The sequence below is a fragment of the Micromonospora sp. NPDC047467 genome, assembly GCF_040643095.1.
Lineage (GTDB): Bacteria > Actinomycetota > Actinomycetes > Mycobacteriales > Micromonosporaceae > Micromonospora.
The window spans coordinates 826726-842576 of the sequence record NZ_JBEYTO010000003.1 but is presented as its reverse complement, the minus strand read 5'-3'; the positions used below and the strand labels follow the sequence as shown (position 1 = coordinate 842576).

General features: G+C 70.2%; 13 protein-coding genes and 1 pseudogene. 3 read left to right on the top strand and 11 right to left on the bottom strand.

All coding sequences use genetic code 11. The features are described 5' to 3' along the window. Nucleotides 1-6: 6 nt before the first annotated feature. The 7 genes and pseudogenes from ABZ780_RS12385 to ABZ780_RS12355 form a co-directional block, all read right to left on the bottom strand. A complete protein-coding gene (locus tag ABZ780_RS12385) occupies nucleotides 7-726 on the bottom strand; it encodes an MFS transporter (RefSeq protein ID WP_357485861.1) in 720 nt (239 codons plus the stop codon). Nucleotides 727-827: 101 nt separating this feature from the next. Continuing rightward, a complete protein-coding gene (locus tag ABZ780_RS12380) occupies nucleotides 828-1115 on the bottom strand; it encodes a magnesium transporter (protein WP_357012765.1) in 288 nt (95 codons plus the stop codon). A 72-nt stretch (nucleotides 1116-1187) separates the two neighbouring features. Beyond that, nucleotides 1188-1373 carry a hypothetical protein gene (locus ABZ780_RS12375; protein WP_357012763.1) on the bottom strand — a complete coding sequence of 62 codons (186 nt, stop codon included), beginning with the start codon at nucleotides 1371-1373 and terminating at the stop codon, nucleotides 1188-1190. Next, a pseudogene (locus tag ABZ780_RS12370) lies at nucleotides 1370-1594 on the bottom strand (hypothetical protein); the annotation flags it as partial. The pseudogene ABZ780_RS12370 and the gene ABZ780_RS12375, both read right to left, overlap by 4 nt. A 171-nt stretch (nucleotides 1595-1765) precedes the next feature. Next, entirely contained in the window at nucleotides 1766-2260 is a 495-nt protein-coding gene (locus ABZ780_RS12365; RefSeq protein WP_357012762.1) for a DUF892 family protein, read from the bottom strand. A gap of 36 nt (nucleotides 2261-2296) precedes the next feature. After that, nucleotides 2297-4366 (bottom strand): glycogen debranching N-terminal domain-containing protein, encoded by a 2070-nt coding sequence (locus tag ABZ780_RS12360; protein ID WP_357012760.1) that lies wholly within the window; start codon nucleotides 4364-4366, stop codon nucleotides 2297-2299. Beyond that, nucleotides 4363-4806, bottom strand: coding sequence for an SCP2 sterol-binding domain-containing protein (locus ABZ780_RS12355; protein WP_357012758.1), 444 nt, complete (start codon nucleotides 4804-4806; stop codon nucleotides 4363-4365). The genes ABZ780_RS12360 and ABZ780_RS12355 overlap by 4 nt, the downstream gene beginning before the upstream one ends. Before the next feature lie 316 nt (nucleotides 4807-5122). Here ABZ780_RS12355 and ABZ780_RS12350 point away from each other — a divergent pair, with 316 nt between their 5' ends. Both ABZ780_RS12350 and ABZ780_RS12345 read left to right on the top strand, forming a co-directional pair. Beyond that, nucleotides 5123-5806: a BON domain-containing protein gene (locus tag ABZ780_RS12350; RefSeq protein ID WP_357012756.1), complete on the top strand. Its 684-nt coding sequence runs from the start codon at nucleotides 5123-5125 to the stop codon at nucleotides 5804-5806. Nucleotides 5807-5980: 174 nt separating this feature from the next. Beyond that, nucleotides 5981-7093 (top strand): FUSC family protein, encoded by a 1113-nt coding sequence (locus ABZ780_RS12345; RefSeq protein ID WP_357485859.1) that lies wholly within the window; start codon nucleotides 5981-5983, stop codon nucleotides 7091-7093. Between the two features lie 511 nt (nucleotides 7094-7604). On the opposite strand, the gene fdhF is transcribed toward ABZ780_RS12345, so the two are convergent. Genes fdhF through ABZ780_RS12330 form a run of 3 tightly spaced genes read right to left on the bottom strand, consistent with a single transcriptional unit; the run spans nucleotide 7605 to nucleotide 12070 of the window. Continuing rightward, on the bottom strand, nucleotides 7605-10316 hold the full coding sequence (gene fdhF / locus ABZ780_RS12340) for a formate dehydrogenase subunit alpha (RefSeq protein WP_357485857.1): 2712 nt from the start codon (nucleotides 10314-10316) through the stop codon (nucleotides 7605-7607). Beyond that, the gene (locus ABZ780_RS12335) at nucleotides 10317-11555 is read right to left on the bottom strand and encodes an NADH-ubiquinone oxidoreductase-F iron-sulfur binding region domain-containing protein (RefSeq protein WP_357012751.1); all 1239 of its coding nucleotides are present in this window, start codon (nucleotides 11553-11555) and stop codon (nucleotides 10317-10319) included. Beyond that, nucleotides 11552-12070: an NAD(P)H-dependent oxidoreductase subunit E gene (locus ABZ780_RS12330; protein ID WP_357012749.1), complete on the bottom strand. Its 519-nt coding sequence runs from the start codon at nucleotides 12068-12070 to the stop codon at nucleotides 11552-11554. The genes ABZ780_RS12335 and ABZ780_RS12330 overlap by 4 nt, the downstream gene beginning before the upstream one ends. Before the next feature lie 95 nt (nucleotides 12071-12165). On the opposite strand from ABZ780_RS12330, the gene ABZ780_RS12325 reads away from it, so the two are divergent. Next, a complete protein-coding gene (locus ABZ780_RS12325) occupies nucleotides 12166-12723 on the top strand; it encodes a CBS domain-containing protein (protein ID WP_357012748.1) in 558 nt (185 codons plus the stop codon). Between the two features lie 302 nt (nucleotides 12724-13025). Here ABZ780_RS12325 and ABZ780_RS12320 read toward each other — a convergent pair whose 3' ends face one another. Then, nucleotides 13026-15761 carry a cation-transporting P-type ATPase gene (locus ABZ780_RS12320; protein ID WP_357012747.1) on the bottom strand — a complete coding sequence of 912 codons (2736 nt, stop codon included), beginning with the start codon at nucleotides 15759-15761 and terminating at the stop codon, nucleotides 13026-13028. Nucleotides 15762-15851 lie beyond the last annotated feature (90 nt).

Here is a 15851-nt window from a genome sequence, read left to right as displayed (position 1 = left end):
GGCGGCTCACAGCCTGCGGTCAGGGCTGAGCAGTTCGGTGGCCCGAAGAATCAGCAGGGTCGCGGCGACGTTGCCGACTTCGAATGCCGCCACCGCCGCCAGTAGCCGGCCCAGGTCGCCGCGTAGCACCGGCCGCACCCGGATCCGCAGCGGTACCCGTGGGCGGGGCTCGGCCGTCGGAGCACGGCGGATCGCGTAGACGATCGCCGCTGCTGCCAGCAGGCCGGGGATGACGGACAGGCCGATCGCCCAGCGGGTGCCGACCGCGGCGACCAGGCCCAGGGCCAGCAGCGGCCCGGCGATCGCGCCGAGGTTGTCCATCATCCGCTCGAACCCGTAGGCCCGCCCGTACGCGGAGGCGGGCACGATGTCGGCCAGCAGCGCGTTACGCGCCGGCACCCGAAGCCCACGCGCCGCCCACGCCCCGGCGCGCAGCGCACCGACCTGCCACACCGGCGTTGCCGCGCCTGTGCCGGCCGTCAGCGCCGCCGTGGCGGTGTACCCGCCGACGGCAACCGTCCGCCGGCGAGCCGGGTCGTCGGCGAGGGCGCCGCCGGCGAATCGGGCCGCGCCGCGTCGGACACGCCCTCGATCACGCCCAGCGCCGCCGCCGGCGCACCCAGCGTCGAGGTCAGCAGCGACGGCAGCAGCGCGGTGGGCACCTCGTGACCGACGTCGGCCAGGCAGCTCGCCGCGCCGATCCCGGCCACGCCCGGGGTCAACCACCGCCGGTCCGCGGCAGCGTGCTCCGGTACCGGTTGCGGCGCTGTCGGGCTCACAGCCGATCAGTGTGCCCGACGCGGTAGGGTGGCGGCGCGCGCGGGCCGTCACAGGTTGAGCACGGCGTGCGCGACGAGGAAGTAGATGATCAGTCCAGTGGCGTCGACGAGGGTGGTGACCATCGGGGCGGACACCACCGCCGGGTCGACACGCAGCTGTTTGGCCAGCAGCGGCATGGTCGCGCCAACGGTGGCCGCCCGAGCGCAGATGACCACCAGGGACATGCCGACGACCAGAGCGATCTTCCCACCCACGACCAGAGCGCCGACGGTCAGGCCCACCAGAGCCAGCAGCGCGCCGAGCAGCAGTGCCACCCGGGCCTCACGCCAGATCACCGCGGCACCCGGTGTCGACCAGCTCGGCCACCGGCCGCCCGGGCGGGCTGAGCACCACGTCGCGCAACCCGGTCACCCGACCAGGCGGCGACCTGTGTCGACCACCGGCAGGGCGTAGACGGTCTCCGCCTGCGCGCCCCTGTACCGCACGGCTTGCAGCGCTTGCCCGGCCGTGGGCTGCCAGGGCAACTCCACCACCTCGGGTGTCATCACCTGCCCGACCGACCTGGCCGGATAACCCAGCAGCGCGGCGGTCATCTGCCGCTCGTGCGCCGACACCCCGACAGGACCCGCTCGGCGACCTTGGCCGGCGCCTCGCGCAGCATCCTCGCCCGGTCGTCCGGGTCCATCCCCTCGACCAGCTCACGGAACGCCTGATCCCGCGGCCCGGCAAGGATGGCCTGCTGATCCACCGGATCGAGTTCCTCGAACACCGCCAGCGCCCGGTCCTTGGCCAGCAGCCGGAACGGCACCCCGGCGGCCGTACCGTCGAGACGGTGATTCTATCGATCGTGACGTGGTTCGATTCGGCCCCTGCCGCGCCAGCCCGGGGGAACCGCCCGGGCGCGAGCAGTCGTGGTCTGACATCCGGGTGTGGGGTAGTCGGGGAGGAGGGGACGGATGGGGTTTCGGCCGGCCCCGGGTGGGGTTCAGGTGGTGGTGGCGAGGAGTTGTTCGCTGAGGGTTTGGTTGAGCTTTCTCAGCTGTTGTGAGGTTTCTGTCTTTTCGACGAGGTTCTTGAGGAGGCACTGGGTGCAGGTCACGGCGGCGATGGTGGTGGCCCAGTCGGTGAGGTGTTCGTAGCCGGCGATGGCGAGCTTGGTGATGCGTTGGGCGGCGTTGAGGGCGAACAGGTCACGGATGGCGTCGTTGTGGGGGGTGCGGAGGAAGTCCTGGAAGTCGCTTTCGACTCCGCGGATGGGACCGGATCGGGTGTGCAGGGGTGCGGTGCCGAGATCCCGCAGGCAGGTGTCGATCCGGTCGGAGTGGCGCTCGCTGGCGTCGGCCATGTCCTCGATGATGCGTTTGAGCGTGCTGTCGTGGATGCGGGTGCCGATCAGGAGGCCGAGGATGGAACGCGCCTGGTGTTCCAGGTCCTGCATGGCCGCGAGCTCGTAGAAGAAGATCTCGTTGGCGGTCTTCACCGCTTCACCCTCCTTTGGCCGGTGTCGGCCCTTTCATCAACTGCGGGAGGCGCTGTCTCGTTCGTTGTGGTTGGTGTCCGGTCGTCGGCGGCCGAGGGCGTCCACGACTCCCCACCGGCCGGGGATGTCCAGCAGTTCGATGCGTTTGATGCTGTCGGGAAGCGCCGGGTCGACGACGAGATGGTCACCGTGGGGTTGCAGGCCGAGTAGCACCCGTATGAGCAGCAGCGGCGTTCCGGCGGACCATGCCTGCGGGCTGCAGGCGGTGGGGTACTGCACGGGGTACTTCGTTCGTTTCCGATCGTATCCGGCGAACGCCTCCGGAAGGCGGCCTTGGAAGTATCGGGCGGCGTCGAGCATCGCCTGGCAGACGATGGCGGCTTCCTCCCGGAACCCGTAGCGCCACAGGCCCCAGGCGATGATCGAGTTGTCGAACGGCCACACCGTCCCGACGTGGTATCCGAGGTGGTTGTAGCGGCCGTTGCCGGTGGCGAGGGTGCGGATTCCCCAGCCGGAGAACAGCCGCGGCCCGAGTAGGTGGCCGACGATGTCGGCGGCCCGCTGCTGGTCGACGATGCCGCTCCAGAGCAGATGCCCAATGTTGGAGGACAGGGCATCGACCTGCCCGCCCTCGGCGTCCAGGGCCAGGGCGTAGTACCGTCCGTCGCCGACCCAGAAGTCGCGGTTGAACCGGTCCTTGAGCTCGGCCGCCTCGTGTTCCAGCCGCTGCGCGTAGGCGGGGTCGTCCCACAGCAGCCGGGCGAGCCGGGCGCCGCGCATCTTCGCGTCGTAGGCGTACCCCTGCAACTCGCAGGTGGCTCTCGGGAAGCCGGGCAGCCGGCCGTCGGCGTAGGAGATCGAGTCCCAGGAGTCCTTCCAGCACTGATTCTGCAATCCTGTCTCGGGGTTGCGCGTCTGGTACCACACGTATCCGGTGCCGAGCAGGTCGCCGTAGGTGTCGATCCAGTCGAGTGCCGCGCGGGCCTCCATCTCGAACCGTTTCGCAAGCGTGTCGTCGCCGGTCCACCGGTGGTACTCGTCGAGGAGGATCACGAACAGCATGGTGGAGTCGGCGGAGCCGAAGTAGGGCGAGTGCGGTTGTTCTTCGAAGCCCGCTGACTCTCCGTAGCGCAGTTCGTGCAGGATCTTCCCGGGTTCCTCGTCGCGGAAGTCATCGAAACGGGACCCTTGGGCCAGTGCCAGCGCGGTGATGGTCGGCGGCGTGAGACGCGGCAGGAAGGGCAGGGACTGTAGGCAGGTGAACATGCTGTCGCGGCCGAACAGGGTCATGAACCACGGCAGGCCAGCGGCGACCAGGTGAGTGGCGGTGCTGACCGAGGTGTACCGCAACGCGGCGAGGTCCGTGAGGCTTCGACGGTAGGTGGACGTGAGCGTCTCGCTGTCGCTGACCAGCCGCGGTGTGGCATCCAGCCATCTGGTCAGCGCCTCGGCGATCTGCGCCGCGGACCGGGGACGGTGCAGACGCAGGCTGTCCCGGAAGTCCCGCCCCTGCGCGCCCAGGATGTTCGTCGCCACATGCAAGCGGGTGCGCCACTCCGCGTGCGCGGGGACCTGGATCCGGAAGGTCATGCCGTGCTCGTCGACATCGCCGGCCACGCTGCTGGACACCACCGTCTGGCGTTCGAAGTTGTCCCGACGGTAGGTGAAACACAGCAGGCCGTCGCGGACGGTGACGGTGACCGGTGCCATCTTACGGGCCGGGTTCTTGATCTCGAACAGGTCCGCGAAATCCGCGCCCATCTCGACCCTGACCACCAGTTCCGCCGGCTCGTTGCCCTCGTTGAGCACCGCGAGATCCTCATCGAAGCTCCCGCCGATCGTGCGGTGACGGATCACGGAGATGTCGGTGTCCACGTAGTGGGTCGGCTCACCGGGCACCAGGAAGAACCGGCTCTCGTAGTACTGCAGGTCATCCACTGACAACGCGGTGAGCCGGCCACCGTCGATGGTCAACTGCCAGGTGGACAAGAAGCGGGTGTCGTAGGAGAACAAGCCCGTGGGAAAGGCCGGCGAGGGATCGACATCCCCCTGCCGGTCGCTGACCAGAAACGTGTTGCCGTCAAGAATGTTGACCAACGGCTTCATGCCCGCTCCGCTGGTGTGCTGCGGGCGACGGTCTCGTCCATCCGCTCCCGCCAACGACTGCCACCGACCGCGTCCCTCGGGTCACCCGACCCTGGCGCGGAGGGGAAGAACCGCCTGAACACCAACAACAGCGCGACTTCCCCCACCACCGTCGCCTCGTTACGCAGCAACGCGGCGATCAACTGATCAGCGCCCGTGATCAAGTCGTGGAACAGGTCAGCCGACAGCACCACCGTGGCATCGGCCGGCTCGCTGCCCCTGTCCACGACGACAGCCCGGTCACGCATCGCCACCCGCCAGAACTCCCCGCCGTCACCCTCCTCCACCTTGATCAACACCACGCCGGCGGCCCAGCAGGGAAGCACCCGCCCCGCCCGAGACGGCAGAGACCGGAAGAACGTCTCCCGCTCCCGTGTGAGCTCCCGTCTCGAGGGCGGCATGCTCCCCATCGTAGGCGCGACACGAGCCACCACCCGGACGAACGCCGAACCCGCACGACACGAGGCGTCAGCCTCAGCCCCGTCAACAACACCGGTGGGTGAGCCCCGGTGTCAACGGGAACGTCCGGCGGAAGCGAGGCGGCGTATGCGGCCTCTCGTCGGCGCAGAATCCGGACCTCCATAACGGAGGGTACGGGTCCTCGTCCCCGTAACTGTGGTGATTCGCTCGTTAGCGCGACGTCCCAGAGTGCGTCCACCCCTACGAGTGCGGGTGGTTCACAGTGAAGCCGACGACGGGAACTTTGGAAGGAGCGCGATGACCACCACGACGATGGCCCGGACAGATGAACAACTCCAGCGGGATGTGCTGGCCGAGATGCATTGGGACGCCCGCGTCCACCCGAACGAGATCGGCGTGTCCGCCAAGGACGGTGTGGTGACCCTGACCGGATGGGTGGACTCGTACGTGAAGAAGTGGGCGGCCGAGGACGCGGCGCACCGGGTGCGGGGCGTGAAGGCGGTTGCCAACGACCTCGAAGTGCGGCTACCGACCGCGGCGGAACGCACCGACGCTGACCTGGCGGCCGCGGCGACCCGGGCCCTGGAGTGGGACGCGCTGGTGCCGAGCCAGAACATCCACGTCACCGTCACCAAGGGCTGGGTGACCCTCAGCGGCGAGGTCGAGTGGGAGTTCCAGCGGCGCTCCGCGAAGCGGGCGGTACGGCGCCTGTCGGGAGTACGGGGAGTCACGAATCAGATCTCACTGCGGCCCCGGGTGAAGGTGGACGTGGCGGCGGCGCGCGACAGGATCGAGGAGGCTCTCATCCGCGCCGTGGACACGCCCGGCGAACGGCTGAGCGTGACCATCGAGGGCGACAAGGTCGTCCTGACCGGCGTGGTCCGGTCCTGGCGTGAACGCGAAGAAGCCGGACGGGTCGCCTGGTCAACGCCGGGCGTGATGTCGGTGGAGAACCGGATCGTTGTCATGCCCGACGCCTGACGACGACGGCGCCCTGCAGTTCGGCCTGCGGACGGGACGCGGTCGTGGGGCCAGGCCGTGCGGGGATTGACGGCCTGGCCCCCGGCGTCGTTGCACCCGGCCAACCTGCGGCAAGGGATCGCACAGCATCGGTTGCTCGCGGGACCGTGGCACCGCCCCTGGGGGAGGTCAGACGTGCGCAGCCGATTCCAGGGTGGGCGGCCAGAGCAGTTGGTGCAGCGAGAGAGCCGGGAGGCTTACGAGCGGCTTCGCAGCTACTTCATCATCGCGGTCCAGGCAGGTGTGGCGGCCGGTCTGTCCTGGTTCATCGCGGACGACGTGCTGCACATCCCGCAGCCGTTGTTCGCGCCCGCGGCGTCGATCGGCACGGTCGCGGCTGCCCTCGGCAATCGGATCGGGCGAGCGGCGGAACTCACCGCCGGGGTGATCCTGGGCGCGGTGACCGGACAGTTGATCATCGAGGTGATCGGGACAGGACCGGTTCAGACCGCGCTGATCGTGACGTTCGCGATCTCGTCGGCAGCCGTGATTCAGGGCAGCGGCGCCGTCATGGTGCATGCCGGAAGTACCGCTGTGCTGCTGGGAACGCTGACCACGGAGAACCTCGCCGCGGCGCGGGCCGCCAACGGGCTGATCGGAGGGGTGACGGCCATCGCCGTGGCGCTGCTGATCATGCCGGCCAACCCCGTGCGCGTCGTTCATCGCGCTGCCGGTCCGACGTTGGACATCGTCGCCCGTGACCTCACCGCGGTCGCTCGCGCCTTGGGGCAGCGTGACGTCCACCAGGCTGAGGGCGCCCTGCGGAGCTTGGTCGCGGCAGAAAAGCATAGAAACAAGACCATCGAGATGGTGGCCGCCGCGGGGGAGATCGCCCTTCTCTCACCGTGGCGGTGGCGACGCTTGAAAATCCTGCGCCGCTACCAGCACGCCGCCGAGCACCTCCAACAGGCCTACTCCGACAGCCGCGAGATGGCGCACTGGGTCATATCGACGGTACGGCTGGGTGAGCCGATACCGGCGAGTCTTCCAGCCTCGATCGAGCACCTCGGCCAGGCGGTGCGGCTGCTGCATCGTGATTTCCTCGCCGGCCGCAAGCCCGACCGTGCGCGTGCGCGGGCACAACAGGCCATCGACGACGTCAACCAGGCATGCGCCGACGATATCGGGTTCTGCGGCAGGGGCCTCGCCTCGCGGTTACGCCTTGCCATCAGCGAACTGCTGCAAGCATCCGGAGTGCCGAAGGCACAGGCGAATCAACGGGCAGGGCTGGCGCCCGACGCGAGCTGACGAACAACCTGTTTGCGCGTCGCCCTTGCCGCGCTGCCCGGAAATCCGGGACCTCCCCATCGCGTTCGGCACCGCCCAGACCGGGGTAACCCTCGCCGACGGCCCCGGCCACCGGCACATCGACCGGTTCCGGGCACTGCCGATGACCCGCTCCGCCGTCCTGGCCAGCCGCGTCGCCGCGGACGCCATCCGCAACCGGTTCGTCCTCGCCCGAATGACCAGCATCGGCTACGCGATCGAGATCCTCCGGATCCACGCCGACCCGGCCCCCGCGCTCGCCGCGCTCAGGCCAGCACTGACCAGATGTGAACCTGAACCTCGTGACCGTCGATGCGCTGCGGCTGCTGTGCCAGGGCGTGCCGACCGCCACGCACGTACGGCAGGCCCTGATCTGTACCAGTGGCTGGCCGTCGTGGCCATGCCCGCATCGGTCAGTTGTTATCGGCGTACCACCGCGACATGGATGCCAGATCGGTCATCCCATGTACGCGTGGTCCCCGCGTCGGAGAAGTCAGCGGCCTGCCGCCCGGCTGTCAGCTCGATGAGGGACGGGGCTCAGGGAGACCGCGGTGATCTTGTATTCGGGGCAGCCTGTTTCGGTGTCGGTGGCGTCGGAGGTGAGGGTGTTGGTGAGGGTGTCGGGGAAGTTGAAGGTGGTGAACGTCTGGCCGGGGGCGATTGTGTCGGTCAGGTGGACGGGGTAGGTGACGGTGGCGCGGCGGCTGGTCACTTCGACGAGGTCGCCGTCGGCTAGTCCGAGCCGGGCGGCGTCGTCGGGGTGCAGGTCGAGCACTTCGTGTGGGCGGAGCTGGTGGTTGGGGGTGCGGCGGCTCATCGATCCGCTGTTGTAGTGCACCAGCCGGCGGCCGGTGATCAGGACGTACGGGAAGGTGGTGTCGGCTTGCTCGCCGGGCGGCAGGTACGGCCGGGCGGCGAGTGCGGCGCGGCCGTCGGGTGTGGCGAACGAGTCGAGGTAGAGCCGCCCTTCGCCGGGTTGGTCGGGGCTGCGACAGGGCCAGTGCAGTGGTCCGTCCCTGTCGAGTCGGGTGTGTGAGATGCCGGCGAAGGTGGGGGTCAGTGTGGCGCATTCGGCCATCGCGTCGGCGGGGGTGGGGCAGCCGAGGTCGGCGCCCATCGCTCGGGCGAGCAGGTGCAGGATGTCGAAGTCGCTGCGGGCCTGTCCGGGTGGGTCCAGCGCCGGGCGGACCCGTTGGATCCGTCGGTCGAAGTTGACGAAGGTGCCGTCCTTTTCGAGGTAGGGCACTGCGGGGAAGACCACGTCGGCGTGTTCGGCGGTGGTGGAGAGGAACACGTCGTGGTTGATGACGAGGTCGCAGGCGGCCAGTGCCCGGCGTACGTTGCCGCTGTCCGGGTCGGTCTGGGCGATGTCCTCGCCGATGACGTACATCGCGCGCACGCGGCCGGCGGTGGCTGAGGCGAACATGTCCAGGATGCGGAGCCCGGGCCGGGCCGGCACCTCCGCCCGCCAGGTTCGGTTGAACCGGGCGCGCACGCCCGCGTCGGTGACGCGCTGGTAGCCGGGCAACATGTCCGGCAGGGCGCCCATGTCCGAGGCGCCTTGGACGTTGTTCTGGCCGCGCATGGACAGCACGCCGCAGCAGTCGGGGGTGCCGACCGCGCCTTTGAGGATGGCCAGGTTTGACAGGGTGCGTACGCCGTCGGTGCCGTGGGCGTGTTCGGTGATGCCGAGGCCGTAGACGATCGCCGGGCGGCGTGCTGCCCCGTACAGGCGGGCCGCCGCGACCAGCGTCTCGGGCGTGACGCCGGCGAGCCGTGCCGCGTGGTCGGGCGGATAGTCGGCCAACAGCGCGGCGAGTTCGGCGAGCCCGCTGGCTCGGGTACGGAGGAAGTCCTGGTTGGCGTATCCCTCGTCGAGCAGCACTCGGGCGACGCCGTTGAAGACGGCGACGTTGGATCCCGGTCGGGCCTGGACGTGCACGTCGGCCATCTCGGCGAGGTCGATGCGGCGGGGGTCGATGACGATGAGCCGTGCGCCGCGCAGCACCAGTTGTTTGATCCGGGCCCCGATGACCGGGTGGGCCTCGGTGGGGTTCGCGCCGGCGACAAGGATGCAGTCGGTGTTGTCGAGGTCGTCGGCGGAGTTGGTGCCGCCGGCGTGGCCGAACGAGGCGGCGAGCCCGACCGCGGACGGGGCGTGGCACAGCCGAGAGCAGTTGTCGATGTTGTTGGTGCCGAGCACGACGCGGGCGAACTTCTGGGCGAGGTAGTTCTCCTCGTTGGTCGCCCGCGCGGAGGAAATCATGCCGATGGCATCGGGCCCGTGGCGGTCGCGGATGGCCGCCAGCCGGGTCGCGGCGAAGGTGAGGGCCTCCTGCCAGGACGCGGGCCGCAGCGGTGAGTCCCGCCCGCCGTCGCGGACCAGTGGGGCGGTCAGCCGGTCTCGGGAGCGGGTGAAGGCGTGCGCGAAGCGGCCTTTGATGCAGGCGTGGCCGCGGTTGACCGGGGCGTCGTGCACCGGGGTGATCGCGGCGACGGTCTCGTCGCGTGTGTGTACCCGCAGGGTGCAGCCCACCCCGCAGTAGCCGCAGGTGGTAATGGTCGTTCGGCTGATCGGGCGGGGGTCGGCCAGCCCTGGTTCGGACAGGGCCCCGCTCGGGCAGGAGTCGACGCAGCCGCCGCAGGCCACGCACGGGGATGACACCCACGGGCCTCCGGTGCCGGCCACGACGACGGTGTCGAACCCGCGTCCAGCCAGGGAGAGCGCGAACGTGCCCTGCACCTCAGCGCACATGCGTACGCACCGGTTGCAGGCGATGCACAAGTCCCGGTCGAGTTTCACGTACGGGTGGGAGTGGTCGACGCCCGCGTTGCGGGTAGCACCGTCGAACCGGGATCCGGTCAGGCCGAAGTGCCGGCAGGCGCGTACCAGCTCGCTGCGTTCGGCGGGGATGTCGAGCGCCCGCGCAGGCAGTTGGGACACGAGGAGTTCCAGGGCGAGCTGTGCCGACCTGCGGGCGGTCTCATCGTCGGTCTGTATCTCCATCCCGTCGGCGGCGGGTGTGGTGCAGGCCGGCATCGCCCGCCCCCGGACCCCGACCAGGCAGACCCGGCACGATCCCTGCGGGGTGAGCCGCTCGTCGTAGCAGAGGGTCGGCACCACGGCACCGGCCGCCCGCACGGCGTCCAGCACGGTGGCCCCCGGGGCCACCTCGATGCCGATGGTGTCGACGGACAACCGCATCTACTCGCCCCCCTTGCCGGTGAGGGCCGCTTGGTGCAGTTCGTCGGAGTACACCCGCAGCAGGCTGCGCACCGCGCAGGACACCCCACGCCCGAACGCGCACAGGCTCGCCACAGTCAGCACCTCGATCAGTGGCTCATGGTCGGCGAGCACCGCCCCGGCCCGCTCCGGTTCCCGCAGCCGCTCGACCAGCTCGAGGCCGCGGCGGGTACCGACCCGGCAGGGTGTGCAGGCTCCGCAACTTTCCGCCGCCCCGAACGCCCACGCGTGGCGCAGGATCGCGGCGGCGGGCACGGTCGAGTCGACCGCGACGAGGCTGGCGTGTCCCAACGCGGCCCCGGCCTCCGCGAGCGGTTCGGACAGCAGCGGCAGGTCGAGCTGGTCGGGCGTGAGGAAGCCGCCGAGCGGTCCGCCGACCTGCACCGCGCGCAGCCGGTACGGCTCGCGCAGCCCGCCGCCGAGTTCCTCCACCAGGTGGCGCAGCGGCACGCCGAACTCCACCTCGTACACGCCCGGCCGGCGGAAGCGCTGGCTCAGGCAGACCAGCTTGGTGCCGGGTTCGTCCGGGTGGCCCAGCCGCGCGTAGGCCGCCCCACCATGCCGGACGATCCACGGTACGGCCGCCAGCGTCTCCACGTTGTTGACCGCGGTCGGATGTCCCAGGAGACCGTGGCTGGTCGGGTACGGGGGGCGCGCCCGCACCGCCGCCCGCAGCCCGGCCAGGGCGTGCAGCAACGCCGTCTCCTCCCCGGCCACGTACGAGCCGGCGCCCACCACAATCTCCACGTCGAAGTCGACCGGCGAGCCGTGCACCCGCTCGCCCAGGTGACCGGCCTCCCGCGCCTGGACCACGGCGGCGCGCAGCCGATCGGCGGCGGCCGGGTACTCCGAGCGCACGAGGATCAGCCCGTGCCGCGCGCCCACGGCGAACCCGGCCAGCGCCAGGCCCTCCAGGATCCGATGCGGATCCCGTTCCATCAGCAGCCGATCCCCGTACGAGCCGGGATCACCCTCGTCGCCGTTGCCCACCACGTACCGGGGCGCGGGTTCGCTGGCGGTCATCGACCACTTCTTGGCCACCGGGAAACCGGCCCCGCCCCGCCCGCGCAAGCCCGAGGCGGCGATCTCGGACATGACCTTCTCGCGGGCACCGGCTGCCACCACGCTGGGCCACACCGCCCAGGGTTCCTCGCCGCCGACCAGACCGGCCAGCACCACCGGCTGATCGACCGCGCTCACGTACGGTATGTCGGCCGCCCGCATCTTCCACGGCTCGACCCAACCGGGCCTCGTCCGCCGCTGCGCGGCCAGCGGTCACCGAACAGCCCGCCCAGAGTCTCCCCGCTGGCTGGTAGCTCCCCGTCGAGTACGGCGGGCGAGTCGTAGCAGTACCCGAGACAGCGCGTCCCTTGCAGCGAAACTGACCCGTCCGCAGCACGGTCGCCCAGCCGCACGCCCAGCGCCCGCTCCAGCCGCGCGATGTGCTCGCCCCGGCTGCTCACAAAGCACGAGGTCCCCTCGCACACCCGCACGTGCCGCCGGCCCCGGCGACCCTCCGCGAAGTCCGCGTAGTACGTCACCGAACCTGTCACGGCCGCCACCGGCCAGCCGAACCCGCCGGCGACCCGTTCTAGGTCCTCGGCGTCGATGCGGCCATCCTTGACCTGCGCCTGCCGGAGCCGATCCAACATCCCCGTGCCCGGCCGGCGCAGACGGTCCTGCAACTCGACGAACGCCTCCCGCGGCTCACCCATCACACCAACCCCCGCGCACCCGCTGCCCCTGCGGCAAACCTACGTACTCTTCACGACGGTTCGCAGTGAAACAGGCACCTTGCCCGGGTTGGCGGATGTCAACCAGCCGTCGGGCGGCACGCCGGATGTTTGATGACCAACCCCTAGGGGATGCCGCGCTGCCGCTGCTGAATGGCGGCACCCACGACACTGCCCAAGATCGTTCGGTGATCAGGAGGATGAGGATGGCCAGGGCCGGAGACATCATGCACCGCGGCGCGGAGTGCATTCGGGAGGACGAGACCCTCGAGATGGCCGCGCGGAAGATGCGGGATCTGCGGGTCGGGTCCCTGCCGATCTGCGGTGGCGATCAGCGCCTGCACGGCATCGTCACCGACCGGGACATCGTCATCCGGTGCATCGCCGAAGGAGGCGACCCGCGCACGACCACGGCACGCGAGCTGGCTCAGGGCACGCCGGTGTGGGTCGACGTCGAGGCCCCCGAGGACGAGGTGCTGCGGCTGATGGAACAGCACCAGATCCGGCGGCTGCCAGTGATAGAGAACCGGCAGCTGGTCGGGATGATCAGCGAGGCGGACCTCGCCACCCACCTCGGGGAACACAAAGTGGCCCAGTACACGGGCCGGATCTACTCGGCACCGCCGAACCTGTAGCCGCCAGCCACGACGGCGGGCAGTCGCGCTCGAGGCTGGATCTACCCGGATGAAGCCGAGGAGATCTCTGGCCGGCAGCGTGCTCGCGTACGCCATCTGCGCCGCCGTCGTCCTCAGCCGGGTCGACGGCGGCCCGAGTCCCCTACCCCTACGCCGGCGTTCTGCCGTGGGGCGGCCGGAAGCGCCATCGGCGCGAGCATCATGGCGGCACGGATCGGGGGATCAGAGGGGGGCCTCCCGGCACCGCGCGCGTGATGTCGTCAACCAAGAGCCCGATGTCATTGGCCACCGACGCGGGGACGTCAGCGACTTCCGGCGCAGCGTACCGCTCGCCGTATCTCGTCGGGTGCCCATACGAGTATCGGGAAGGCGAGCAGGAGGGTGAGCATCAGGGGGTCGGGTGGGGCGGTGCCGAAGATCGCCTGTAGCGGGGGGACGGTGACGATGGCGGCGGCGAAGGCGAGCTCGAAGGCGATTCCCCACAGCAGCAGGCGGTTGGTCACCAGGCCGACGGCGCGGAGCGAGGTGCGCTCGGTGCGGGCGGCGAGGGCGGTACCGATCTGGCAGGCGACGATACCGAGGAAGGTCATGGTGGTGGCCTGCTGGTAGGCGTGGTGCAGGGGGGTTCCGGGGCCGGTGGGGTCGCCTGGTCGCCAGCCGGCCCGGTAGAGGGTGAGGAAGAAGCCGGCCATGACGAGGACGGCGGAGATGGCCCCGAGGTAACCCCAGGCTCGGATGAGCATGTGCCGGTCGACGATGGTGCTGCCGCGCCTGCGTGGTGGCCGGTTCATGAGTCCCGGCTCGGCGGGTTCGCGGCCGAGGGCCAGCGCGGGGAGGGTTTCGGTGCCGAGATCGATGGCGAGGATCTGCAGCACGGTCAGCGGTAGCGGGACCGCCCCGCCGGAGAGGGCGAAGACGAGGAACGGCACGACCTCGGGTGTGGCGTGGGCGAAGATGTAGAGGATGAACTTGCGGACGTTGTCGTAGACCTGTCGGCCGGATTGGACGGCGGCGACGATGGTGGCGAAGTTGTCGTCGGTGAGGACCAGGGTGGCTGCTTCGCGGGTGACGTCCGTGCCGGTGCGGCCCATGGCCACGCCGATGTCGGCGCGGCGTAGGGCGGGGGCGTCGTTGACCCCGTCGCCGGTCATGGCCACGACGTGACCGGTGCTCTGCAGCGCTTTGGCGATGCGGAGTTTGGCCTCGGGTGAGGATCGGGCGAAGACGAGATCCGGGGTACGTCCGAGAAGATCGGTGAGTTCGTCGTCGGGCATGGCGTCGACGCGGTCGCCGTTGACGACGGTCGGGTCTGGCTGCGTGATGCCGACCTGAGTGGCGATGGCCGCAGCGGTCAGCCCGTGATCGCCGGTAATCATGATGATGCGGATGCCAGCGGTGTGGCAGCAGGCCACCGCATCCGCGACCTCGGGGCGGGCGGGATCGAGCATGGCGACCCAGCCGAGGAAACACAGGCCGCGTTCGGCTTCGTCACGGCTGGCGGGGACTTCCGACATGGGGCGGCGGGCCGCTGCGATGAGCCGCATACCCTTGGCGGCCTGCGCTGTCACGGCCTCCGTCAGATGCTGTCGGGTTGTGTCGTCCAGAGGCTGCTCTCGCCCGTCGGCTTCGATGATCGTGGTGGAGCGGGTGATGACCGCTTCGGGGGCGCCCTTGGTGTGTAGCCACATACCGTGCTCGTCGACGTCGACGGTGGACATCAGCCGCAGTGTGGGGTCGAAGTGAAACTCTCCCCGCCGGCACCGCGGGCGCTGCTCCGGTGACGTGTCGACGCCGAGCTCCTCGGCGAACCGCAGCAGAGCGATCTCCGTGGGATCCCCGGTCGCTTCCGCGCCCGGCCCGGATCCGAGTTGTGCGTTGCTGCAGAGCACGCCGGTCCGCGCGAGGTCCCGGACCCCCGCGGGCTGGTCCCTACGCGTCAGGTCGGCCTCCTCGATGAGGCCCCCGGCCGACCAGGCCGCCACCACCCGCATCCTGTTCTCGGTTATCGTCCCCGTCTTGTCGGTACAGATCACCGCGGTGGACCCGAGAGTCTCCACCGCGCTGAGCCGCTTGACAACGGCCCCGCGCCGGGCGAGTCCGCGTACGCCGACGGCGAGGGCGAGGGTGATCGTGGGCAGCAGACCTTCGGGGACGTTGGCGACGAGGAGCCCGATCGCGAAGGCGACCGCGTCGGAGGTCGGCATTCCGGCCGCCCACACTCCGATCGGAAAGAAGACCGCCCCGGCGATGCAGGCGACCACCGCGATGAGCCAAGCCACCCGCTTGACCTGCCTCTCCAGCGGGCTCTCCTCAGGCCCCACGCGCTGGGACAGTGCGGCGATGCGCCCCAACTCGGTGCGCATGCCCGTGGCGTAGATCAGGGCCCGGGCCTGCCCACCCAGACAGACCGTCCCGCTGAACACGAGGTTGGACGCCTGGACCAACGGCTCCTGCGTGCCGGCGTCGCCGGCAGCGCGGTATACGGGTTGCGACTCGCCGGTCAGGGCCGACAAATCCGCCTCGACCGACCCGTCCACAAGCCGGGCGTCAGCGGAGATCCGCTCACCCTCGGCGATGAATATCACGTCACCGGGCACCAACCGCCGTGCGTCGACCCGCTGCCACCGCTGATCCCGCAGCACGCTGACCCGCTGAGGCAGGTACCGGCTCAGCGCCTCAACGGCGTGTTCGGCGTGACGCTCCTGCGCGAACGCGAACACCGCGTTGATCAGGATGACAGCCACGATCGCCGCCGCCAGCACCGGTGTCCCGGCGACCCAGGCCAAGCCAGCCGCCACCCACAACACCAGCGCGAGCGGGTGAACCAGCTGCCGAACCAGATCCCGCCACCACCGAGTCCCGCCCAGCCGACGCAGCTCGTTCGGCCCCCAGTCGGCCAGGCGCTGCCCCGCCTGCGCGCTCGACAGCCCATCCAGGCTCGTCCCCAGATCTTCGAGAAGCTGGCCGATCGGCTGACGGGGATCGTGCCCCGCCGGCAGGGGTCCGTCACGCGCATCCTGTGGTGACTGCCGTGCCATGCTCCCAGGCTGCCGTACGGCACGGCACGAGGCGCGCGTTTCGTCTATCGCTTGCCCTGCCCTCCCGCCCGGTAAGCGGCGGGACGAGCC

Excerpts from the sequence above, each read along its gene's own strand:
- ABZ780_RS12375 (WP_357012763.1), bottom strand. The coding sequence starts at position 1,373 with ATGACCGCCGCGCTGCTGGGTTATCCGGCCAGGTCGGTCGGGCAGGTG.
- ABZ780_RS12360 (WP_357012760.1), bottom strand. The coding sequence starts at position 4,366 with ATGAAGCCGTTGGTCAACATTCTTGACGGCAACACGTTTCTGGTCAGC.
- ABZ780_RS12355 (WP_357012758.1), bottom strand. The coding sequence starts at position 4,806 with ATGCCGCCCTCGAGACGGGAGCTCACACGGGAGCGGGAGACGTTCTTC.
- ABZ780_RS12350 (WP_357012756.1), top strand. The coding sequence starts at position 5,123 with ATGACCACCACGACGATGGCCCGGACAGATGAACAACTCCAGCGGGAT.
- fdhF (WP_357485857.1), bottom strand. The coding sequence starts at position 10,316 with ATGCGGTTGTCCGTCGACACCATCGGCATCGAGGTGGCCCCGGGGGCC.
- ABZ780_RS12330 (WP_357012749.1), bottom strand. The coding sequence starts at position 12,070 with ATGGGTGAGCCGCGGGAGGCGTTCGTCGAGTTGCAGGACCGTCTGCGC.
- ABZ780_RS12325 (WP_357012748.1), top strand. The coding sequence starts at position 12,166 with ATGTCAACCAGCCGTCGGGCGGCACGCCGGATGTTTGATGACCAACCC.
- ABZ780_RS12320 (WP_357012747.1), bottom strand. The coding sequence starts at position 15,761 with ATGGCACGGCAGTCACCACAGGATGCGCGTGACGGACCCCTGCCGGCG.